Source organism: Mesorhizobium loti CJ3sym, assembly GCF_000472785.1.
Classification (GTDB): domain Bacteria; phylum Pseudomonadota; class Alphaproteobacteria; order Rhizobiales; family Rhizobiaceae; genus Mesorhizobium; species Mesorhizobium loti_E.
In genome coordinates this window covers 35,285-57,528 of sequence record NZ_AXAL01000014.1, presented here as the reverse complement: position 1 = coordinate 57,528, position 22,244 = coordinate 35,285, and the positions used below count along the sequence as shown (strand labels likewise).

Here is a 22,244-nt window from a genome sequence, read left to right as displayed (position 1 = left end):
CTTGGCTGATATCGGCAAGGACATCGAACGCCCGCTTGGACAGACTGTCCGGGCGCCGCGTGCTGCCCACAAGGTGAGCACCGGTGCGGTCGCCACAGCATTTGTCGTTGTGGCCGTGGTCGGCATTTCCGGGGCGATCGCGCTCAGGGAAAAGCCGTTCCGCAAGCCGCAAGAGGTCGCCGTCTCGACGCCGAAAGTGACGGCGGCGGCCGAGCCCGCTGCCGCGCCATCCGCTTTGGCCCCGGTCGCAGCGCCAAAGGTTGAAACGCCAACCAAGACCGGTGGTCCCCAGATCATCCATGTGCAGAAGGAGGAGGGCGATGGTCCTCCACAAGCGGCCATCGTCATCCGCGATCCGTCTGCTGTCGGGCAGAACCTGAAGATCGCGCATCTTCCCGACAAGGCACTGATCGAAGCCAGCGACACCGGACCCTTGCCGATGCGCTCCGCTGACGGAAGGCGGCCGTTCGATGTGTATGCGCGGCCCTGGTCCGGCTCACGTGGCGCGCGCATTGCGATCGTCATCGGCGGACTTGGCGTATCGCAGACCGGCACCCAGGCGGCCATCGCCAGGCTGCCGCCGGAAGTGACGCTGGCCTTCGCGCCGCAAGGCAACAGCATCGGCCGCTGGATGCAGGCTGCCAGGCAGAGCGGCCATGAGATCGTCATGCAGGTGCCGCTCGAACCGTTCGATTATCCCAAAGTAAACCCCGGCCGCAACACGCTGACGGTGGCGGCGAGCGCGGACGAGAACATCAAAAATTTGCACTGGGCGCTGTCGCGGACGACGAACTATACCGGCGTCATGAATTATATGGGCGCGCGGTTTTCCGCCGACACGGCGGCGATGGAGCCGTTCATGGCCGAACTCGGCAAACGCGGGCTCGCCTATATCGATGACGGCTCCTCGGCGCGCAGCCTGGCGCCTGATCTGGCGCTGAAGGACGGTGTGCCCTTCGTCGCCGGCGACATGGCTATCGACGCGGTGCAGGATCGTGGCGCCATCCTGAAGAAACTGGACAGTCTCGAAGCCACCGCGCGGGCCAAGGGCTCGGCCGTCGGCATCGGCTCGGCCTTCGACCTGACGGTCGACACCGTCACGTCGTGGATCGCCGAGGCCAAGAAGCGCGGCATCGAGATCGTGCCGATTTCAGCGGTGGCCATCGATCCGCAAAAGGGCTAGCCACGCCTGATCGCAAATTTCTCGAAGGACAGATGATGGCAAAGAAAGTCGATCGTGAAACGCTGCCTTATCGCCCGTGTGTCGGGCTGATGATCCTCAACGCCGAGGGCCTGGCCTGGGTCGGGCATCGCATCGTCGAGCCCGATAGCGAGTTTGCCGGCGCCACGCAGCTCTGGCAGATGCCGCAAGGCGGCATCGACAAGGGCGAAGAGCCGCTGCAGGCGGCGGAGCGCGAGCTTTACGAGGAGACCGGCATGCGCAGCGTCTCGCTGATGGCCGAGGCGCCGGACTGGATCAACTATGATCTGCCGGACGACCTCGTCGGCATTGCCTTGAAGGGCAGGTATCGCGGCCAGACGCAGAAATGGTTTGCCTTCCGCTTTCACGGCGATGCCAGCGAGATCCAGATCAACCCGCCGCCGGGCGGCCACACCGCCGAATTCGATGAATGGTCATGGCGACCGATGCAGGACCTGCCCGACCTGATCGTACCGTTCAAGCGCAGGGTCTATGAGGAGGTGGTGGCGGCGTTCAGCCATCTGGCGCGGTAGAGACTCTGGCTAAGGTTGCCGCGCCGCGGCGCTGGTCGTATTGATGGCTGATGCAACGAGGGTCGCCATGAACGACGCCGTCAACCGGACTGCTGGGAACACCGTCACCCGTTGGCCGGTCAGCGATGCGGCGGCCGGGGCGATCCTGACCGTCGATCTCGTCGCCATCCGTGAGAACTACCGGCGGCTGAAGGCAAAGCTGGCCGGCGTGCGCTGCGCCGGTGTGCTCAAGGCCAATGGCTACGGCCTTGGCGCGGCACAGGTGGCTGAAGCGCTGGCCAGCGAAGGCTGCGACATCTTCTTCGTCGCGCTGCTGGCCGAGGGCATCGACTTGCGCCGGGCGGTCGGGGCTGGCCCCGAAATCTACGTGTTGAACGGGCTGCCACCGGGTTCCGAACCGGAAGCGGTTGCGGCCAGGCTTTGCGCTGTCATCAACAGTGCCGGCCAGCTGAAGGCCTGGCGCGAGGCGGCACGCGGCGCCGGCCGCGCATTGCCGGCCGCCATCCAGGCCGACAGCGGCATGTCGCGGCTTGGCATGGCGCCGGCGGAGGTTGCGGCGCTGGCCGGGGACGCCGGTGCTTTCGACGGCATCGACGTCAGATATGTGATGAGCCACCTCGCCTGCGCCGACGAGCCGCGCCATCCGGCCAACGAGCAGCAGCGACTGGCGTTCGAGCGGCTGCGCGCCATGCTGCCCCGGGCGCCTGCCTCGCTTGCAAACTCCTCCGGCATTTTTCTTGGGTCCTCTTACCACTACGATCTCGCCCGCCCCGGGGCCGCGCTTTACGGCATCAACCCGACGCCCGGCGAACCCAATCCGATGCTGCCTGTCGTGCGGCTGCAGGCGAAGGTGGCGCAGACGCGCAGCGTCGAAAAAGGCGCCGGCATCGGTTACGGCCATACCTATCACGCGCAGGGCCCGCTCAGCCTGGCGACCATTTCGTTCGGCTATGCGGATGGCTGGCTGCGCCGCTCCGCTTCGGCAGCCTGGTTCGATGGCGTGCGCTTGCCTTTCCTTGGGCGCGTGTCGATGGATTCGATCATTCTCGACATTTCCGCTCTACCGCCCGGCAGGCTGCACGAGGGCGATCTGGTCGAGTTGCTGGGTCCCTCGCAGAGCGTCGACGATGCCGCCGGCCATGCCGGCACGATCGGCTATGAAATCCTGGCCAGTCTCGGCTCGCGCTTTCACCGGCGCTACGTCAATGAATAGCCCTTAGGGCTAGCCCCTTGGCGGGCGCGGCAAAATCCGGCAGACATGGAACGATGTGGCCGATATCGGCGGCGTGGAGCGTGACGCGATGAAGATCATGGTGCTGGGTGGTGGCGTCATCGGGGTGACCACGGCCTATTATCTCGCCGAGGCCGGCCACGAGGTGACGGTGCTCGACCGCCAGAAGGGCCCGGCGCTGGAAACCAGCTTCGCCAATGCCGGTGAGATTTCGCCCGGCTATGCCTCGCCCTGGGCCGGGCCCGGCATTCCGCTGAAGGCGATCAAATGGTTGCTGATGAAGCATGGCCCGCTGGTGGTGCGGCCGGCCTTCGACCCGCATATGTGGACGTGGCTGGTCAAGATGCTGCGCAACTGCACGGCCGAGCGCTATGCCATCAACAAATCGCGCATGGTGCCGCTGGCCGAATACAGCCGCGATACGCTGAAGGCGCTGCGCGAGGCGACCGGCATCAGCTATGACGAGCGGACCCAGGGCACACTGCAGCTGTTTCGCGCGCAAAAGCAGCTCGACGGCACCGGCGGCGATGTCGAGGTGCTGAAGAAATATGGCGTGCCTTACGAAATCCTCGACCAGGATGGCTGCATCGCGGCGGAGCCTGGGCTGGCCGGCGTGCGCGAGAAGTTCGTCGGGGGGTTGAGACTGCCGCATGACGAGACCGGCGACTGCAAGATTTTCACCGAGAAATTGGCCGAACTCTGCGTGGCGCGTGGCGTGAAGTTCGAATACGACACGACGATCTGGCGCGTCACCCGCAGCCGCAACCGCATTTCCAATATCAGCACCAGCAAGGGGTTCAAGGCCTCCGAAGCCTATGTGATGGCGCTGGGCAGCTACTCTGCGGGTTTCATGCGCAAGATGAAACGGTCGATCCCGGTCTATCCGGTCAAGGGCTATTCGATCACCGTGCCGATCAAGGATGCCGCCCTGGCGCCGGTGTCGACCGTGATGGACGAAACCTACAAGGTGGCGATCACCCGGCTTGGCGACCGCATCCGCGTCGGCGGTACGGCGGAGATTTCCGGCTTCGACCTTCGGCTGCATGAATCGCGGCGGCGCACGCTCGAACATTCGGTCGGCGATCTCTTTCCGGGCGCCGGCGCCATGCGCGACGCGACCTTCTGGTGCGGGCTGCGGCCGATGACGCCGGATGGCCCGCCGCTGATCGGCCGCACCGAACTTTCCAATCTCTTCCTCAACACCGGCCATGGCACGCTTGGCTGGACCATGGCCTGCGGCTCGGCCAAGGTGCTGGCCGACATCATGTCGAACAAGGTGCCCGACATCGATGCGCGCGCCCTGGCGCAGGAGCGCTACCTGAAATAGGTCGCTGCGTCCTCTTGGGTGGATGCAATTCCCAAGGGAAAGCGCTACGCGCTTTTCCCGGGAAAACCGCTTCACACTTTTCTTGGAATTGCATCAGAACGCCTGACTGACCCAGGCCTCGTCGAACAGCAGCCGGTAGGCCCACGGGATCGTCACATCAGTCGAAACCGGGTTAGAGTGGGCGAGATAGTCGTCATAGACCGGCTTCATCCTGACATAGAAGGCGGGATCGAGCACCATCATGCCGTTCTCCGAATCGTGGAAGAAGCTGCGGTTGTTGAGGTTGACCGATGAGATGGCGACCAGCCTTTCGTCGATCATCATGATCTTGGAATGCAGCACCACATCGGGCGCCTTGAATTCGCGGATGTTGATGCGGTCGCCATATTTCTCGACGAACAATTTGTTGAGCGCGGTGAGGAATTTGCCGCCAATATCGCCCTTGAGGTCGATGCGGCCGACGATATCGATCTTGACGCCACGGGCAAGCGCCCGGTCGACGGCCTGGGCGAGGCCGGGCGTCAGATTGAGGTAAGGGTTGACGATCTGGATATCGTGCCGGGCGGCATCGACCAACTCGACGAAATAGGCCTCCAGCGCATGGTCATCCTCATAGGGCACCGAGATGAAATGCCGGGCATTGCCCCGGGGGCGGCCATCTCCGCGCACCGGGATCGAGAAGGAGCGCGCCAGATTGGTGTCGGCGTCGCGCAACCATATCGTCGACAGATGCGCGGCGAGCGTCTCGACCGTGGCACTGTCGGCGAACTCGATGTCGAAGTCGCTCCAGTTCGAATAGTAGTTCAGCGAAAGCCCGTCGGTCTTGCCGTATTGCTGCAGGTCCGGGTAGCGCGACAGGTCGATCGGCTGATGGAACAGGAAGCCATCATGGATGTTGCGGCCGCCGATGATGACGCGCGAGCGCGCCGGGTCCTGCGCCAGCGTCGCTAGCATCTTGATGTGCAGGACCTTGTGCAATTGCGAGATCTGTTCGTCGATCGGCGCGCCATGGTCCGCGCGCCAGCGGTATTCCTGTAATTCGACATTGGGGAATTCGGCCGCCAGCCGGTGCAGCATGGCGTCGTCCTTTTCGCGCTCCAGCACATCGGTGACCATGATGCGCACCTTGGTGCCAAGGGCCGCATGATGGCGGATCAGCCGCTCGATGATGCGGCCGGAAAAGTCGGCCTTGAATTCGAGCGAGGACAGATAGATCAGCTTCAGCCTTGGCGCCCTGGAGAAATCAAGCGGCAGTTCCGGGTCGCCCTTGTCTATTGCCGCATCGGACAGCGGCGCGCCCATCAGCGCCTCGACCTTGGCGTTGAAGCCGTCACGCGATTTGCGCAGCAGCCTGGGCTCGCCGATCGGCAAGGCGCAGGTCTGCGACAGCCAGCGGCTGGCATAGAAGGCGCGCTCAAGCGGATCGAGGTCGGCGCTGTTAGGGACCGGGCAGCGCTGGTAGCGGCTGTCGAGGCTCGCGAGTGAGGGATCAGCGGTCTCTTCGCGCCGGATGGTGAGCGGCGCGCCGGCCGGGGCAATGCTTGAACGGATCCTTGCCATGCAGCGGTTCAGGCTGTCGCTCGGAAACAGGCTGACCGTGTCGTCTTCGCCCGACAGGCGAAAACGGAACGTCGCGCCGGCGCCGATGGTGCGTGAGGCCCCGACGGCCCGGATCGCCAACGCGCCATCGCAGGTAGCCTCGATGTCGGCCGGCTGCTTGCCGGCCTGGCGCACGACGATCTCGGTGCTGCGCGCCTGCAGGCCGGAGAAATCGAACGTCTTCGGGGCCGTGGGCCGCGCCGCCGCATCGATGTAGAGCGTCTGCCGCGACACCCGCCAGCTTCCGTCGAAATGGCCCTCGCCGCCGCCATCGCCGGTTGGCGCCAGATGTGCCTTCGCGACCGGCCCGGCCAATTGCTGCAGCGTGGAATAGGTCGCCTGGAAGTCCCTATTCTGGACGTCGCGGCGGTTGCGCCCGAACGGGCCGGTGCCGTTGGCGCGATCCATGGCGCCGAGCTGGTTGTGGGCGAGGAGCGCCAGGAACCGCCTTTGGTAGTCGCTGCTCCCGGCATCGCCGAAAAATTGCGACGCCGCGACCTGCGGCCCGGGCGTGCTGGCCGACAGAGAGGGGCGCGCGCAGGCTTCCTGTCCCGGCAGAAGGTCGCAGGCATTGCGGCTTGTGCCGGCACAACCGGCAAGGACGGCGATCGCCAACCCGAACAAAGCGAGGATGATGGATGCGCGGCTATTCACCCAGTCACTCCGGCCTTCATCGCGCTCAACTGCGCCGGGTCGCGCGGCGGCATGAAGCCCTGGGGAAAGATCTTGCAGACGGGGATGGCGAAGGTAGCGATCAGCAATTCCGCCTCGTCGCGCATCTTGCGGGGCGCCGTCTTGTCGTCGCGGATCGTCCTGGCCGAGGCGACGAGCGCGCCATCACAGTCGCAATGGTTGTGGCGGGCGATGTAGCAGGCGTCATGGGTCTGGCAGACCGCGTCGAGGCGGTCGACCGGGCGGGCCGACAGATCGCCGGTGCGGGTGCCGGGTCCACAGTAATTGCCGATGACGAAAGGCGAGGGGCGCGCCATGGCGTAGCGGATCGGCTTGGGCAATTCGGCTTCCGGTACCTTGGTCCATGGGTTGGCACAGGCCGAGACAAAAACCAGCGGCAGGATGGCAAGAACGGCTCGCATTTCTATCCGCGCCAGCTTTCTAAACGATTTCCCCACCCGGCGATCCGGCCCATGGCTCGTGATCGCACGCCCTGATGCCACACTGGCCGGTTTTGTGGCAAGGAAAAGGCGGCGGGTGGTGAGCTCTTTCGTTCTCGATGGACCCTGACAGCGCTTCTACAGGAAGAGGCCCCGCTCCCGCTCAACCGCCCTGGTGATGAAGCTGGCGACGATCTGGATGCGGCGCAGCGGCCGGACCGATTCGTGATAGACCAGCCAGTAGGCGCGGCGGATGGGTGCCACCACATCGACGGCCACCAGTTCCGGCATCGAGCGGGCGACGAAGGTGTGCAGGATGCCGATGCCGGCGCCCGAGCGCACCGCTTCGGCCTGGCCGAGCGCCGACGAGATGGCGAAGCTGGTGCGCCAGTCCGCGCTGAATTCGGCGGCGTAGTCGAGCGACGGGCTGACGATGAGGTCAGGCACATAGCCGATGAGCGTGTGCCGACCGATCTCGGCTGGGGTTTTGGGCAAACCATGCGTGTCGACATAGCTGCGGGAGGCAAACAGACCGAGGGAATAGTCAACCAGCTTTCCCGCCACCAGCCGGCCTTCGGTCGGCCGCTCGACCGTAATGGCGATGTCCGCCTCGCGCCGGGATAAAGAGAAGGAGCGCGGCACCGGCACGAGCTGGATCGTCAATTCGCGGTGCAGCGCGGTCAGTTCACCGAGACGCCTGGCGAGGAAGGCGACGCCAAAGCCGTCCGGCGCGCCGATGCGCACCGTACCCGAGATGTCATCGCCTTCGCCCGATATGGTCGAACGCGCGGCGATCATGTCGCCTTCCATGCGCTCGGCAATATCGAGGAAGCGCATGCCGGCCGGCGTCAGTTCGCTGCCGGTGGTCAGCCGACGAAACAGTTTCGTGCGCAACGCCTCCTCGAGTGCTGCGATGCGGCGCGAGACGGTGGCGTGGTTGAGTTCCAGCCGTTTGGCGGCGCCAAGGATCTGGCCGGCGCGGGCGACGGCAAGGAAAACACGAACGTCATCCCAGTTCATGGAATCCCCAGGAGATATCTTGTGACGCCCCATTTGCGGGAATTGATGCACACTCGTCAATCGATATCTAATTTACGCACAACGGTTGCGTTCTCCCTCGCGTTGCCATCCGACGATCAAAGGCAGACAATGCAGCATCACAAACAAAGGGAGAGAAAGCATGATCGAATACGGTCATTTCATCGGCGGCAAGCATGTCGCCGGCACCAGCGGACGCAAGCAGGACGTCATGCAGCCGATGGACGGCACCGTGCGCGGCACGGTGGCGCTGGCCTCGCAGGCGGAACTGCGTGCGGCGGTCGAGAACGCCAAGGCGGCGCAGCCGAAATGGGCTGCGACCAACCCGCAGCGCCGCGTGCGCGTATTGATGAAATTCCTCGAACTGGTCGCCCGCGACTATGACGAACTGGCCGATATCCTGGCGCGCGAGCATGGCAAGACGATCGCCGACGCCAAGGGCGACATCCAGCGCGGCCTCGAAGTGGTCGAAGTCTGCATCGGCGCGCCACACATGATGAAGGGCGAGTTCACCGATGGCGCCGGTCCCGGCATCGACGTCTATTCGATGCGCCAGCCGCTCGGCGTCGTCGCCGGCATCACGCCATTCAACTTCCCGGCGATGATCCCGCTGTGGAAGATCGCGCCGGCAATCGCTTGCGGCAATGCCTTTATCCTGAAGCCTTCGGAGCGTGATCCCGGCGTGCCGCTGCGCATCGCCGAACTGTTCCTCGAGGCTGGCCTGCCTGCCGGCATCCTCAACGTCGTCAATGGCGACAAGGACGTGGTCGACGCCATCCTCGACGATCCCGATATCAAGGCCATCGGCTTTGTCGGCTCGACGCCGATCGCTCACTACATCTATTCGCGCGGCACAGCGGCGGGCAAGCGCGTGCAGTGCTTCGGTGGCGCCAAGAACCACATGATCATCATGCCCGACGCCGACATGGACCAGACCGTCGACGCGCTGATCGGCGCCGGCTACGGCTCGGCCGGCGAGCGCTGCATGGCGATCTCGGTGGCTGTTCCGGTCGGTAACGACACGGCCAACCGGCTGATGGAAAAACTGATCCCGCGCGTCGAGAGCCTGAAGGTCGGCCCGTCGACGGATTCGTCGGCCGATTTCGGGCCCGTCGTGACGGCGCAGGCGCTGGAGCGCATCAAGGGTTATGTCGACACCGGCGTCAAGGAAGGCGCCAAGCTGGTCGTCGACGGCCGCGGCTTCAAGATGCAGGGCTACGAGAATGGCTACTATATGGGCGGCTGCCTGTTCGACAATGTGACGGCCGATATGCGAATCTACAAGGAAGAGATCTTTGGGCCGGTGCTCTCGGTGGTGCGCGCGCCGACCTATGAGAACGCCATCCAGCTCGCCAACGACCATGAGATGGGCAACGGTGTTGCGATCTTCACCCGCGACGGCGACGCCGCGCGCGACTTCGCAAGCCGTGTCCAGGTCGGCATGGTCGGCATCAACGTGCCGATCCCGGTGCCGATCGCCTACTACACGTTCGGCGGCTGGAAGGCGTCGTCCTTCGGCGACCTCAATCAGCACGGCCCGGATGCGTTCCGCTTCTACACCAAGACCAAGACGGTGACCTCGCGCTGGCCGTCCGGCATCAAGGACGGTGCGGAGTTTGTCATCCCGACGATGAACTGATTTCAGGATACATATTGGGACTTGAGAAGAGCGCGGCGAGAGTCGCGCTTTTTCTTTTCTGGCTTATCGCGTCGCAGCCACCTCGGCATGGCCGCGCAGCAGCGCCATCAGCCGCTTGGCATCCTTGGCTGCGGCCTCTTCGTCGCCGTCGAGGATCGAGCGGATCAGCGCGACGTGATGTTCGGCTGACTCGGCGAGGCCTGTGTCCGCCTTGTAGCGGAACCAGAAGCGGCGGCTGTGGGTCTGCAAGGGGGCGGCCAGCCGGGCGGCGAACGGGTTGTCGGCGGCCATCGCCAGCGCTTCGTCGAGCGCCTTGTCGGCCTGGATGAAGGCAAGCACATTGCCTGATATGACCGCCTTCTGCATGGCAAGGGCGGCCTCGTGGAACAGGTCGGCGGCCTCACGGGTGACGAAGCGGGCGGCCGAACGGGCCAGCACCACTTCCACACCGCGGCGGGCGTCGAGCACGCGCAGCCAATCGCCGGGATGCAGTGGCGCGATCGCTATGCCGGCGCGTGGTCTGACGTCGAGCAGTCCTTCCCAGGCCAGACGCTGGATCGCCTCGCGCAACGGCGTGCGGCCCAGTGCCAGCCTTTCGATCAGCGCCCCCTCGGTGACAAAGCTCGCCGGTGCCAGTTCCAGTGTGACGATCATATTCTCGAGCACGCGGTAGGCCTTGGCCGCCGCCGGCTCGGATGCGGTACTTGCTTCCATGGATATCAAAGGCGATCTCCTGATATATTTTAGATATATCATAAGAGAATCCGCATTGACAGCCGGTTTCTTAACAGATATACCGCTGATATATCAGATGGAGAAATGACTATGTGGACCGGAGTTTTCCCCGCCGTCACGACCAAATTCACCGCCGACGATCGCCTCGACCATGCCGAGATGGAGCGCTGCTTCACCTTGCAGATGGAAGCCGGCTGCGACGGCATCATCGTCTGCGGCTCGCTCGGCGAAGGGCCGATGCTGTCGCCTGACGAGAAGATCGAGGTGCTGAAGACCGCGCAGAAAGTCGCCGGCAAGAAGCCGGTGCTGCTGACGGTCAACGAGGCCGGCACCCGCGAGGCCGCCAGCATCGCCAAGCGCGCCGCCAAGGAGGGCGCCAACGGCTTGATGGTGGTGCCAAGCCCGATCTACCACACCAATGCGGAAGAGACGGTCGCGGCCCTTCGCGCCGTAGCGCAGGCCGGCGACCTGCCTGTCATGATCTATTCCAATCGGCTTGCCTACCGCGTCGACGTCAGCGTCGACCAGATGGAAGAGCTGGCTTCGGACAAGCGCTTCGTCGCCATCAAGGAGTCTTCCGACGACATCAGGCGCTCGACCGAGATCATCAATCGGCTCGGCGACCGCTACGATCTTTTCACCGGCGTCGACAACCTGGCCTTCGAGGCGCTGTCGGTCGGTGCCATCGGCTGGGTGGCCGGCCTGGTCACCGCTTTCCCACGCGAGACCGTCGCCATCTACCAGCTGATGAAGCAGGGCCGTCGTGAGGAGGCACTCGCCATCTATCGCTGGTTCCGTCCGTTGCTCGACCTCGATGTCTCGACCTATCTGGTCCAAAACATCAAGCTTGCCGAAGTGTTCGCGATCAACACAAATGACCGCGTGCGCATGCCGCGCCAGCCGCTGTCGGGCGAGCGCCGCAAGGCGGTTGAAAAGATCATCAAGGACGCGCTGGCGGTGCGGCCGACCTTGCCGCAGTTCTGAGGGCTCTCTTCTCCTCGTTAACGGGGAGAAGATGGCGGCAGCCAGATGGGGGCAGCGCCGACGTGACAGGAAATTCCAAGCTGACAGATGTGGGGCGCCGCCCCCCATCCGCCCTTCGGGAACCTTCTCCCCGGGAAGAAGGTGAGGAAATCGCCATTGTCGGCGGCGGCATCATCGGCATCTGTGCTGCTGCCTTCCTTGCCGAGGCAGGGCGCAGCGTGACAATCTTCGACCGCACCGGCATCTGCGAGGAGACGAGCTCCGGCAACGCTGCCGCCTTTGCTTTCTCCGACGTGCTGCCGCTGGCGCACAAGGGCATGATCAAGAACCTGCCGAAATGGCTGGCCGATCCGCTCGGGCCGCTCAGCATTCCACCCGCCTATCTGCCAAAGCTGCTGCCCTGGCTGATCCGCTTCTGGCGCGCCGGCGCGCCGGCGAAATACGAGGCGAGCCTTGCCGCCCAGGCCGGCATGATGAAGCTCGCAGAAGCGGAATGGATGGACATGCTCGATCGCTCCGGCACGCGGCCGATGCTGCGCGAGGACGGCTCGCTCGAACTCTACGAAAGCGAAGCGGAGTTCCGCGCCGGGCTGGTGGGATGGTCGGCGCGCCAGCGTTTCGGCATCGGCTTCCGCCATGTCGGGGGTGAGGAACTGGCACGCTTGCAGCCGGGGCTGTCGCCGCGCTTCGTCAAGGGCACCTTCGTGCCCGGATGGAAAACGGTCGCCGACCCAAAATTGCTCGGCAAAGCTATATGGGCTTACGCCGAGGCCAAGGGCGCCCGCTTCGAAAAGGCTTTGATCAGCCAAGTCGCGGCTGACCAGGATGGCGTGACATTGACGCTGGCCGACGGCACGACCCGGCAGGCCATGCACCTCGTCGTCGCTGCCGGCGCCTGGTCACATCTGCTGGCAAGGCAACTCGGCGATCGTATTCCGCTGGAAACCGAACGTGGCTACAACACGACACTGCCGAAGGACGCCTTCGACGTGCAGCGGCAGCTGATCTTTTCCGGCCATGGCTTCGTCATCACACCGCTGGAAACGGGCCTGCGCGTCGGCGGTGCCGTCGAACTCGGCGGCATCGAGCGGCCACCCAATTACAACAGGTCGAAAGCGCTGCTGCAGAAGGCGCAAAAATTCCTGCCGGGGCTCGATCCCTCAGGCGGGCGCGAATGGATGGGGTTCCGGCCCTCGCTGCCGGATTCGGTGCCGGTCATCGGCAAGGCGTCGGGAAGCCGGCCGGTGGTCTATGCCTTCGGTCACGGTCATCTCGGCCTGACTCAGGCGGCCGCAACCGGACGGTTGATCCGGGAACTTGTCCTGGGGCAGACTCCGTCTGTTGATCTGGCCCCCTTCAGCCCACAACGTTTTTGAGTTCATCGCGGTTTTGAATCTTTCGAGGAACGACATGGCCAAGAAATCCTTCTTCTGCATCGACGGCCACACTTGCGGCAATCCGGTGCGGCTGGTTGCCGGCGGCGGGCCGCTGCTGCAGGGCTCGACGATGATGGAACGGCGCGCGCATTTCCTCGCCGAATATGACTGGATCCGCACCGGACTGATGTTCGAGCCGCGCGGCCACGACGTGATGTCGGGCTCGATCCTCTACCCGCCGACACGCGAGGATTGCGATATCGCCATCCTGTTCATCGAAACATCCGGCTGTCTGCCGATGTGCGGCCACGGCACCATCGGCACGGTCACGATGGCCATCGAACACGGGCTGATCAAGCCGAAGACGCCCGGCATGCTTCGGCTCGACACGCCGGCCGGCCTGGTCATCGCCGAATACAAACAGGTTGGCGATTATGTCGAGGAGGTGCGCATCACCAACGTGCCGTCCTTCCTTTATGCCGAAGGGTTGACAGTCGAATGTCCCGGCCTTGGCGAGATCACCGTCGATGTCGCCTATGGCGGCAATTTCTACGCCATCGTCGAGCCGCAGAAGAACTTTCGCGACATGGCGGATCATTCCGCCGGCGACCTCATTGCCTGGAGCCCGGTGGTGCGGCAGCGGCTCAACGAGAAATATTCCTTCGTGCATCCGGAAAATTCCGGCATCAACCGGCTCTCGCACATGCTGTGGACCGGCAAGCCGACTGTCGAGGGGGCCGACGCCCGCAATGCCGTCTTCTACGGCGACAAGGCGATCGACCGCTCACCGTGCGGCACCGGCACTTCGGCGCGCATGGCGCAGCTTCATGCCAAGCGCAAGCTCAAGGCCGGCGACGCCTTCGTGCACGAATCGATCATCGGTTCGCTGTTCAAGGGCAAGGTCGAAAAGGAGGTCACCGTCGCGGGCAAGCCGGCGATCATTCCCTCGATCGGCGGCTGGGCGCGGATGACCGGATTGAACACGATCTTTATCGACGACCGCGATCCGTTCGCGCATGGCTTTGTCGTCAAGTGATAGAGGCAGACCGCTGATCATCAGCATCGACCGAGACCTCCCGGCGAAACCAGTCGGCGAAGGTGATCGCGGCGGGTGAAGCATCCTCCGACATCGTCAGGAAATAGCTCTTGTCGCGGTTGGTCGAGATATCAGACAGAACCACCAGGTCGCCGCGCTTCAGCTCGTCGCGAAAAACGTCGACCGGACAGAGTGCTACGCCATGGCCGGCGATGACCGCCGTGGCGAGGATGTTGAAGTCGGCGAAGACCGGACCGTTGCCGACATCGACATCGGGCACGCTGGCTTCGGAAAACCACTCACTCCAGCCCAGCCGGTTCTCGTCATGCAACAGGTCCGCGGCGGCGATCCCCGAAGGCGTTCGCAGATGCTCCTTTCGGGCCAGATAATGCGGGCTGCACACCGGCCGGTTCAGGCGTGAAAACAGTTTGAGGCTGGTGACGCCAGGCGTCGGATCGGCTCCGAGCGTGATCAGCACATCGTTCTCATCATCTGCGAGCCTGTCCTCGGCTTTGGCATAGGCGACCCGCATGCCGATATCGGGATGGCTGGCGGTGAAATCCGGCAGGCGGGGTACGAGCCAGCGGCTGGCGATGGACGGTATGCAGCCTACGGAAATTGTCACCGATGCTGTATTACGGCGGATGCGCCGGCACGTGGCGCCAAGCTCGGCAAGGGCGCCGCTTGCGGACGCCTGCAGGATCACGCCGGCATCCGTCAGCCGGACCTTGCGTGCGTCCCTGTGGAACAGAGGCACGCCCAGCCACGCCTCTAGCCGCCTTATCTGGTGGCTGATGGCCGGGTGCGTGACGTGAAGTTCTTCGGCGGCCGCCGAAAAGCTCAAGCGACGGGCGGCGGCTTCGAAAGCGCGGATGGCATTCAGCGGGGTATAGTCCATCTGTAAAATTTACTAACATGTCGGGTGAGAAGCAATCATTTGAATGTCCGGCTCCACTGCGGCACTCCTGTATCCATTCCACAGGCCCTGTTGCCATTCCTGGCTAGGGCCACGACCTGCGGGGGAGAAAACGTGTTCACCAGACAATTGGCTGATGTAGAAAAATCTGACTTCTTCGTGAATTGGGGCAACGGCACCAGCCACCGCCTGCTGACACAACAGGACGGCATGGGCTTCACCGTCTGCCACACGGTCGTGCGTGCCGGCAGCGAATCACGGCTCCACTACGTCAGGCATTTCGAGGCCTGCTACTGCATCGCCGGCGCCGGTGAGGTCGAAGACATGTCCGGTGAAGTGCATCGTATCGAGCCGGGCACGATCTATGTGCTCAATGAACATGACGAACACTTTCTGCGTGCCGACGCTGCAAGCGATATGATCCTGGTCAGTGTCTTCAACCCTCCGCTGCAGGGCACCGAGCGGCATGCGCTGAGTGAGAATGGGGGATCAGCGTATTGATCCGGAATAGGGCAATTGTTCCTCGATCGGTAGCCAGGCAAGCGCAGCTGCATTGAACACCATCGCCGTCGAGGCCAGCCAGTCGTTCACGCACGGCTTTGAGGTCAGGCAGGAGGAATCCTGACCCAACGGAAAGGAGTGTGGCGGAAAAGTGAACCGTGTCAGGAACGCAACGATTCTTCTCATCACCTAATTTTGACGGTGGTTTCTTCGAGACGAAGCGCATTATGTGTCTGAATCATCAAAGACATTGCGTTATGCCAATGATAGGGTCCGCGATAGTCCAGGGGTCGGGTACAAAAAACGGGCGATCGGAAAGGCGTGCTTCGAAAACACGCATGGCGATCAAAAAATCACGTTGCAATCCGGGCTCGAAACTTTACGACTAGGGGAAATACGAAAAGGAATGCGTCTGCATGGGCGACATTCCAGGGGAGCCATGTACACATGCAGTATTTTGTCCAGCAGCTTATCAACGGGCTGACGCTGGGATCGATCTATGGGCTGATCGCGATCGGCTACACGATGGTCTACGGCATCATCGGCATGATCAATTTCGCCCATGGCGATATCTTCATGGTGGGCGCCTTCGCGGCGCTGATCGTTTTCCTGATCCTCACGTCGCTGTTTTATTCGGTGCCCGTGGTCATCGCGCTGCTGGTCATGATGATCGTGGCGATGCTGCTGACCAGCCTCTACAACTGGACGATCGAGAAGGTGGCCTACCGGCCGCTGCGCGGTTCGTTCCGGCTGGCGCCGCTGATCACCGCCATCGGCATGTCGATCGCGCTGTCGAATTTCGTCCAGGTGACGCAAGGCCCGCGCAACAAGCCGATCCCGCCGATGGTATCGCAGGTCTACAACATCGACGGCGTCAGCGTGTCGCTGAAGCAGATCATCATCGTCGTCGTCACCGCGCTGCTGCTGGCGCTGTTCTGGTACCTGGTCAACAAGACCTCGCTTGGCCGCGCCCAGCGCGCCTGCGAACAGGACCGCAAGATGGCGGCGCTGCTCGGCATCGATGTCGATCGCACCATCTCGATCACCTTCATCATGGGCGCCGCGCTTGCCGCCGTCGCCGGCACGCTGTTCCTGATGTACTATGGCGTCGTTGCCTTCTCCGACGGCTTCACACCTGGTGTGAAAGCCTTTACGGCGGCGGTGCTCGGCGGCATCGGCTCGCTGCCGGGTGCCGTGCTCGGCGGGCTGTTGATCGGCTTCATCGAGAGCATGTGGTCGGCGTATTTCTCGATCGACTACAAGGACGTCGCGGCGTTCTCGATCCTGGCGATCGTGCTGATCTTCCTGCCTTCCGGCATTCTGGGCCGGCCAGAAGTCGAAAAGGTCTGAGATCATGGCCGTCACCGTATCTCCCGAGCGCGACACCGTCGCCACCCCTGTCCAACGCGCCCTCAAGGAAGCGTTCTATGCCGGCGCCATCTCGCTTGGCCTGTTCGTGCTGTTCATCGGCCTGAAGACCGGTCAGAACATGCGCAATGAACTGGTCGTGACGACGCGCTGGGGCCTGCTCGCGGCCGTGGTGATTGCCACCGCCGTCGGCCGCTTCCTCTATATCGCCTATGGCCAGCCCTTCATGGCCAGCCAGAAGATAACCAACGTTGCCACCGGCCTGTTGCCGGCCAGCGTGGCGTCACGATTCTTCCAGTTGCCGTGGTTCATCGCGGCAGCCGTCGCCGCGGTGCTGCTGTTCGCGGTCAATAGCTCTCTCGCCGGATGGGTTGGGGCAGAACCGGCCGGTTATCTGCAGTTCCTGCGCGCCCTGGCGGTCATCTATGTGCTGGCTGGCGTGATCTACTATTTCCGCGCCTTCATCCACACCAACTTCACCAAATTGGGCATCACAGCGTTGGTGCTGTATCCCATCCTGGTGGTCGTGGTGCTGTCGCTGAACGCCTGGTCGATCACCGGCGGGCTGCAGGGTTCGCTGAAATGGGTCGACAATTTCGGCATCCAGATCCTGATCTATGTGATGCTGGCCTGGGGCCTGAACATCGTCGTTGGCCTCGCCGGCCTGCTCGATCTCGGCTACGTCGCCTTCTATGCACTTGGCGCCTATGCGTATGCGCTTCTCGCCACGCAGTTCGGCCTGTCGTTCTGGATCCTGTTGCCGGCCGCTGGCGCCATGGCTGCCCTGTGGGGCGTGCTGCTCGGCTTCCCCGTGCTGCGCCTGCGTGGCGACTATCTGGCTATCGTGACGCTGGCTTTCGGCGAGATCATCCGCCTGGTGCTGATCAACTGGCGCGAGGTCACCAACGGGTCGGCCGGCATTTCCGGCATTCCCAAAGTCAGCTTCTTCGGCCTGATGTCGTTCAACGTGTCGGACCCGAACTACATCGCCAAGGTGCTGCACATCGCCCAGTCAGGTGCCTACTACAAGATTTTCCTCTACTACCTGATCCTGGGCCTGTGCCTGCTCACCGCCTTCGTCACCGTCAGGCTGCGCCGTCTGCCGGTCGGTCGCGCATGGGAAGCGCTGCGCGAGGACGAAATCGCCTGCCGCTCGCTCGGCATCAATACGACGACGACCAAGCTGACGGCCTTTGCCACCGGCGCCATGTTCGGTGGCTTTGCCGGCTCTTTCTTCGCCGCGCGGCAAGGCTTCGTCAGCCCGGAATCCTTCGTCTTCCTGGAATCGGCCATCATCCTTGCCATCGTCGTTCTCGGTGGCATGGGCTCCCTGGTCGGCATCGCGGTGGCCGCGATGGTGATGATCGGCGGCACCGAGGCGCTGCGCGAACTCGATTTCCTCAAGCAGATCTTCGGGGACGATTTCACCCCGGAACTCTACCGCATGCTGCTGTTCGGCATGGCCATGGTCATCGTCATGCTGTGGAAGCCGCGGGGCTTCGTCGGCAGTCGTGAACCAACCGCCTTCCTCAAGGAGCGAAGGGCTGTCTCCGGATCCTTCACCAAGGAGGGTCACGGCTGATGAACGCGACCACGCAAATGAACGGCGCTATCCTGCAGGTCGATCACCTGTCGATGAAGTTCGGCGGCCTGGTCGCCATCGGCGACCTGTCCTTCACCGCCAAGCGCGGCGAGATCACGGCGCTGATCGGGCCCAATGGTGCTGGCAAGACCACAGTGTTCAACTGCATCACCGGCTTCTACAAGCCGTCGGAAGGCATGATCACGCTCAACCGCGCCGACGGCTCAAGCTTCCTGCTGGAACGTCTTCCCAATCATGAGATCCCGGCGCGCGCCAAGGTGGCACGCACCTTTCAGAACATCCGCCTGTTCTCCGGCATGACGCTGCTGGAAAACCTTCTGGTTGCCCAGCACAACAAACTGATGAAGGCCTCGGGCTATACGATCCTTGGCCTGTTCGGTTTCAGCAGCTACCGCAAGGCCTCGGCCGAATCGGTGGAGCTTGCCAAGCACTGGCTGGAGAAGGCCGATCTCGTAGACCGTGCCGACGACCCGGCCGGTGACCTGCCCTATGGCGCGCAGCGGCGCCTGGAGATTGCGCGTGCTATGTGCACGGGGCCGGAGCTTCTGTGCCTCGACGAGCCGGCGGCCGGCCTCAATCCGAAGGAATCGGCGGCGCTCAACGAACTGCTGATCGACATCAAGAACACGTCGGGCACCTCGATCCTGTTGATCGAGCATGACATGTCGGTGGTCATGCAGATTTCCGACCATGTCGTGGTGCTGGAATATGGCCGCAAGATTTCCGACGGCAATCCGCAGTCGGTGCGCACCGATCCGCGCGTCATCGCCGCCTATCTCGGCGTCGACGACGATGAGGTCGAGACCGTTCTGACCGAGGTCGGCGACGAGGATGTCATCGAACAGCTCGATACGGGCCCTGACTCCGCGCATGGCCCGGGGACATCGTCGTCATATCTTGCCGGACCGGTGAGCGACACCGTTGGCCACAGCACCGGCGAACGTGTCACCGTGTCGAAGGGCGCCTCGAAGGCGGCGCAAGTCGATGCCCGTGCCGCCAGTGTGGCGAGCAAACCTGTTGTGGCGGCGCCGACCCCGGCCAAGCCAGCCGCGAAGGCGGGCGCGGCGAAAGCGGCACCGAAGAAAACGGCAGCCAAGGCGCCCGTGGCAAAGGCTGCAGGCGTTTCGAACCGGCTGCCGGCTCCGCGTGGCGGCAAGGCCGACAATCTGACCCGCATCAAGGGCATCGGTACGGTCAACGAGAAGAAGCTCAACGAACACGGCATCTTCCATTTCGACCAGATCGGCGCCTGGAAGAAGACCGACGTCGAGGCCGCCGAAGCCTATCTTGCCTTTGATGGACGCATCACGCGCGAGGAATGGGTCAAGCAGGCCAAGTTGCTCGGCCAGGGCAAGGATACGGAATTCTCGCGCCGCGTCGATGCGGGTAAGGTGGCGACCAGCCATGCTGCCGCAAAGACTGCCGCTGTCAAACCCGCGGCGGGCAAGCGCGGAGGGAGCAAGTGATGGCCGGGACAACGCTGCTCGATATCAAGGGTGTACAGACCTACTACGGCAACATCCGGGCGCTGAACGGGGTCGATGTCTCCGTCAATGAGGGTGAGATCGTGGCACTGATCGGCGCCAATGGCGCCGGCAAGTCGACGCTGATGATGACCATCTTCGGGGCGCCCCGCGCCCGCACGGGTACCATAACTTTCGCCGGAACCGATATCACCCAGTTGCCGACGCACGAAATCGCCCGCATGCGGATTGCCCAGTCACCAGAGGGGCGGCGTATCTTCCCGCGCATGACGGTGATGGAAAACCTGCAGATGGGCGCCAGCCTCGACAACCTCAAATACTATGGCGAGGATGTCGAGAAGGTGTTCACGCTGTTCCCGCGGCTGAAGGAGCGCATCGCCCAGCGCGGCGGTACGCTGTCGGGCGGCGAGCAGCAGATGCTATCGATCGGGCGCGCGCTGATGGCGCGACCGAAACTGCTTCTGCTCGACGAGCCGTCACTGGGCCTGGCGCCGCTGATCGTCAAGCAGATCTTCGACGCCATCCGCGAGTTGAACCGCACGCAAGGGCTGACCGTGTTCCTGGTCGAGCAGAACGCATTTGGCGCGCTCAAGCTCGCCACGCGCGGCTATGTCATGGTCAACGGCAATGTGACGATGAGCGGCACCGGCAAGGAACTGCTCGCCAATCCCGAAGTGCGTGCCGCCTATCTCGAAGGCGGACATCACTGAGTTCAGGAGACTTCCCCATGCAAGGCATTCTCTACGAGGAACCGTCGATCTGGCAGTTCTTCTTCGTCACGTGCCTGCTCGGCGGCTGGGCGGCATGGATGACCGGCAAGGCCAGCGCCCAGACATGGCGCAGCTTTCCGCAGCTGTTCGTCTATATGCTCGGCCTTGGCATCGGCATCCGTTTCATCCATCACGCGCTGTTCAACGGCACGATGTTTTCGCCGCACTACTATATCGTCGACACCATCGTGCTGATGATACTGGGCTTCGTCGGCTATCAATACACACGAACCAACCAGATGGTCACACAGTATAATTGGCTCTACGAAAGAGCTTCAATCTTGAGCTGGAAACCGAAAGGTTGACGTTCATCATTAACGCCGCTTCAGGGATGAATCGGCGTGACAAGTGCCTGAAAATCGGCAAACTATGCCTTCTGCGATAAGGGTGGGCATCGCATGAAAGCTTCATCCACGCCCACTCCGTTAATGGGAGCGTTTAAATGAAAAAGTCACTTTTGTCCGCCGTGGCCCTGACCGCGCTTGTCGCGTTCAGCGGCAACGCGTGGGCTGATGTATTGTTCGCCGTTGCCGGTCCGATCACCGGCCCGAACGCGGCCTTCGGCGCGCAGCTGCAGAAGGGTGCCGAAGCGGCGGTCGCGGCGATCAATGCCAAGGGCGGCATCAATGGCGAGCAGATCAAGCTCGAAATCGGCGACGACGTCTCCGATCCGAAGCAGGGCATCTCGGTCGCCAACAAGTTCGTCGGCGACGGCGTCAAGTTCGTGATCGGCCACTTCAACTCGGGCGTCTCGATCCCGGCCTCGGAAGTCTACGCTGAAAACAACATCGTCGAAATCACGCCGGCCGCAACCAACCCGAAGTTCACCGAGCGCGGCTTGTGGAACGTGTTCCGCACCTGCGGACGCGACGATCAGCAGGGCAGCATCGCCGGCGGCTATATCGCCGCGAATTTCAAGGATGCCAAGGTCGCGATCGTGCACGACAAGACCCCTTACGGCCAGGGCCTTGCCGATGAAACCAAGAAGGCGATGAATGCCGCCGGCGTCACGGAAGTGATGTATGAAGGCATCAATGTCGGCGACAAGGACTTCTCGGCGCTGATCGCCAAGATGAAGGAAGCCGGCGTCACCCTGATCTACTGGGGCGGCCTGCACACCGAAGCCGGCCTGATCATCCGCCAGTCCGCAGACCAAGGCCTCAAGGCAACGATGATGTCGGGCGACGGCATCGTGACGGACGAGCTTGCAGCGATCGCGGGCGACGCCGTCGCCGGTACGCTCAACACGTTCGGACCCGATCCGCGCCTGATCCCGGCCAACAAGGAACTCGTCGAGAAGTTCCGTGCGCAGGGCTTTGAGCCGGAAGCCTACACGCTCTACGCCTATGCCGCCGTGCAGGTGGTCGCCGAGGCGGCCGCTGCCGCCAAGACGAACGACCCGCAGGCCGTTGCCAAGGCGATGCATGAAAGCGGTCCGTTCCCGACCGTTCTGGGCGATCTCGCCTATGACGCCAAGGGCGATCCGAAGCTGCCGGGCTACATCATGTACGAGTGGAAGAAGAAGGACGACGGAAAGTATTCCTGGTTCCCGAAATAAGCCACTCAGACAGGTCTGAGACCAACGATGCCCGGCGCCTTGCGCCGGGCATTTTCTTTGGCGCGTTCCGGCGCCGATGACCTTCCTTGATGGGTCTTCGTAGCCGAGCGAGATCGCATCCAGGATCGAAATTGTCGCCCTTGTTTCCGTCCGTTCGGGCTGAGGCGTGCGAGTGTTGGCCGGATAATTGATTTAAATCGGTTTAAATCAGCGTTGATTTTGTTTGCACTGCA

20 protein-coding genes are annotated in these 22,244 nt (G+C 63.1%); 15 read left to right on the top strand and 5 right to left on the bottom strand.

Going from position 1 to position 22,244, the window contains the following annotated elements; translation table 11 throughout:
• The first annotated feature begins 1 nt into the window (after position 1).
• The 4 genes from A3A9_RS0120130 (at position 2) to A3A9_RS0120115 (ending at position 4,292) form a co-directional block, all read left to right on the top strand.
• Positions 2 to 1,183: a divergent polysaccharide deacetylase family protein gene (locus tag A3A9_RS0120130; protein ID WP_027060382.1), complete on the top strand. Its 1,182-nt coding sequence runs from the start codon at positions 2 to 4 to the stop codon at positions 1,181 to 1,183.
• Between the two features lie 35 nt (positions 1,184 to 1,218).
• On the top strand, positions 1,219 to 1,734 hold the full coding sequence (locus tag A3A9_RS0120125) for an RNA pyrophosphohydrolase (RefSeq protein WP_027060381.1): 516 nt from the start codon (positions 1,219 to 1,221) through the stop codon (positions 1,732 to 1,734).
• Between the two features lie 67 nt (positions 1,735 to 1,801).
• Positions 1,802 to 2,947 carry an alanine racemase gene (gene alr, locus A3A9_RS0120120; protein WP_027060380.1) on the top strand — a complete coding sequence of 382 codons (1,146 nt, stop codon included), beginning with the start codon at positions 1,802 to 1,804 and terminating at the stop codon, positions 2,945 to 2,947.
• 64 nt (positions 2,948 to 3,011) lie between these two features.
• The gene (locus A3A9_RS0120115) at positions 3,012 to 4,292 is read left to right on the top strand and encodes a D-amino acid dehydrogenase (RefSeq protein WP_343286134.1); all 1,281 of its coding nucleotides are present in this window, start codon (positions 3,012 to 3,014) and stop codon (positions 4,290 to 4,292) included.
• A gap of 93 nt (positions 4,293 to 4,385) precedes the next feature.
• On the opposite strand, the gene A3A9_RS0120110 is transcribed toward A3A9_RS0120115, so the two are convergent.
• From A3A9_RS0120110 to A3A9_RS0120100, 3 genes are all read right to left on the bottom strand, one after another.
• A complete protein-coding gene (locus tag A3A9_RS0120110) occupies positions 4,386 to 6,545 on the bottom strand; it encodes a phospholipase D-like domain-containing protein (protein WP_027060378.1) in 2,160 nt (719 codons plus the stop codon).
• Entirely contained in the window at positions 6,542 to 6,985 is a 444-nt protein-coding gene (locus A3A9_RS0120105) for a hypothetical protein (protein ID WP_027060377.1), read from the bottom strand. The genes A3A9_RS0120110 and A3A9_RS0120105 overlap by 4 nt, the downstream gene beginning before the upstream one ends.
• 156 nt (positions 6,986 to 7,141) lie before the next feature.
• Positions 7,142 to 8,023 (bottom strand): LysR family transcriptional regulator, encoded by an 882-nt coding sequence (locus tag A3A9_RS0120100; RefSeq protein ID WP_027060376.1) that lies wholly within the window; start codon positions 8,021 to 8,023, stop codon positions 7,142 to 7,144.
• Between the two features lie 160 nt (positions 8,024 to 8,183).
• Between A3A9_RS0120100 and A3A9_RS0120095 the strand changes: the two genes are divergently transcribed.
• Positions 8,184 to 9,680 (top strand): CoA-acylating methylmalonate-semialdehyde dehydrogenase, encoded by a 1,497-nt coding sequence (locus A3A9_RS0120095; RefSeq protein WP_027031680.1) that lies wholly within the window; start codon positions 8,184 to 8,186, stop codon positions 9,678 to 9,680.
• Between the two features lie 63 nt (positions 9,681 to 9,743).
• Here the strand turns inward: A3A9_RS0120095 and A3A9_RS0120090 are convergent, their stop codons facing one another.
• Positions 9,744 to 10,436, bottom strand: a complete 693-nt coding sequence (locus A3A9_RS0120090) for a GntR family transcriptional regulator (protein WP_051371039.1) — start codon at positions 10,434 to 10,436, stop codon at positions 9,744 to 9,746.
• A 69-nt stretch (positions 10,437 to 10,505) separates the two neighbouring features.
• Between A3A9_RS0120090 and A3A9_RS0120085 the strand changes: the two genes are divergently transcribed.
• The 3 genes from A3A9_RS0120085 to A3A9_RS0120075 all read left to right on the top strand — a co-directional run bounded on the left by A3A9_RS0120085 (position 10,506) and on the right by A3A9_RS0120075 (position 13,811).
• The gene (locus A3A9_RS0120085) at positions 10,506 to 11,399 is read left to right on the top strand and encodes a dihydrodipicolinate synthase family protein (RefSeq protein WP_027060374.1); all 894 of its coding nucleotides are present in this window, start codon (positions 10,506 to 10,508) and stop codon (positions 11,397 to 11,399) included.
• A gap of 62 nt (positions 11,400 to 11,461) precedes the next feature.
• Entirely contained in the window at positions 11,462 to 12,775 is a 1,314-nt protein-coding gene (locus tag A3A9_RS0120080) for an NAD(P)/FAD-dependent oxidoreductase (protein WP_027060373.1), read from the top strand.
• Positions 12,776 to 12,809: 34 nt separating this feature from the next.
• Entirely contained in the window at positions 12,810 to 13,811 is a 1,002-nt protein-coding gene (locus A3A9_RS0120075) for a 4-hydroxyproline epimerase (protein WP_027060372.1), read from the top strand.
• On the opposite strand, the gene A3A9_RS0120070 is transcribed toward A3A9_RS0120075, so the two are convergent.
• Positions 13,804 to 14,709, bottom strand: coding sequence for a LysR substrate-binding domain-containing protein (locus A3A9_RS0120070; RefSeq protein ID WP_027060371.1), 906 nt, complete (start codon positions 14,707 to 14,709; stop codon positions 13,804 to 13,806). The two genes, A3A9_RS0120075 and A3A9_RS0120070, sit on opposite strands and share 8 nt — an antisense overlap.
• Positions 14,710 to 14,841: 132 nt before the next feature.
• On the opposite strand from A3A9_RS0120070, the gene A3A9_RS0120065 reads away from it, so the two are divergent.
• From A3A9_RS0120065 to A3A9_RS0120035, 7 genes are all read left to right on the top strand, one after another.
• Positions 14,842 to 15,228: an ectoine synthase gene (locus A3A9_RS0120065; protein ID WP_027060370.1), complete on the top strand. Its 387-nt coding sequence runs from the start codon at positions 14,842 to 14,844 to the stop codon at positions 15,226 to 15,228.
• Positions 15,229 to 15,675: 447 nt separating this feature from the next.
• Positions 15,676 to 16,578: a branched-chain amino acid ABC transporter permease gene (locus tag A3A9_RS0120060; protein ID WP_027060369.1), complete on the top strand. Its 903-nt coding sequence runs from the start codon at positions 15,676 to 15,678 to the stop codon at positions 16,576 to 16,578.
• A gap of 4 nt (positions 16,579 to 16,582) precedes the next feature.
• Positions 16,583 to 18,178: a high-affinity branched-chain amino acid ABC transporter permease LivM gene (livM, locus tag A3A9_RS0120055; protein WP_027060368.1), complete on the top strand. Its 1,596-nt coding sequence runs from the start codon at positions 16,583 to 16,585 to the stop codon at positions 18,176 to 18,178.
• The gene (locus A3A9_RS0120050) at positions 18,178 to 19,665 is read left to right on the top strand and encodes an ATP-binding cassette domain-containing protein (protein WP_027060367.1); all 1,488 of its coding nucleotides are present in this window, start codon (positions 18,178 to 18,180) and stop codon (positions 19,663 to 19,665) included. Before livM ends, A3A9_RS0120050 begins: the two co-directional genes overlap by 1 nt.
• On the top strand, positions 19,665 to 20,393 hold the full coding sequence (locus tag A3A9_RS0120045) for an ABC transporter ATP-binding protein (RefSeq protein WP_027060366.1): 729 nt from the start codon (positions 19,665 to 19,667) through the stop codon (positions 20,391 to 20,393). Before A3A9_RS0120050 ends, A3A9_RS0120045 begins: the two co-directional genes overlap by 1 nt.
• 17 nt (positions 20,394 to 20,410) lie before the next feature.
• Positions 20,411 to 20,758 carry a DUF6867 family protein gene (locus A3A9_RS0120040; RefSeq protein ID WP_027060365.1) on the top strand — a complete coding sequence of 116 codons (348 nt, stop codon included), beginning with the start codon at positions 20,411 to 20,413 and terminating at the stop codon, positions 20,756 to 20,758.
• A 137-nt stretch (positions 20,759 to 20,895) separates the two neighbouring features.
• Positions 20,896 to 22,011: a branched-chain amino acid ABC transporter substrate-binding protein gene (locus tag A3A9_RS0120035; protein ID WP_027060364.1), complete on the top strand. Its 1,116-nt coding sequence runs from the start codon at positions 20,896 to 20,898 to the stop codon at positions 22,009 to 22,011.
• Positions 22,012 to 22,244: the final 233 nt, after the last annotated feature.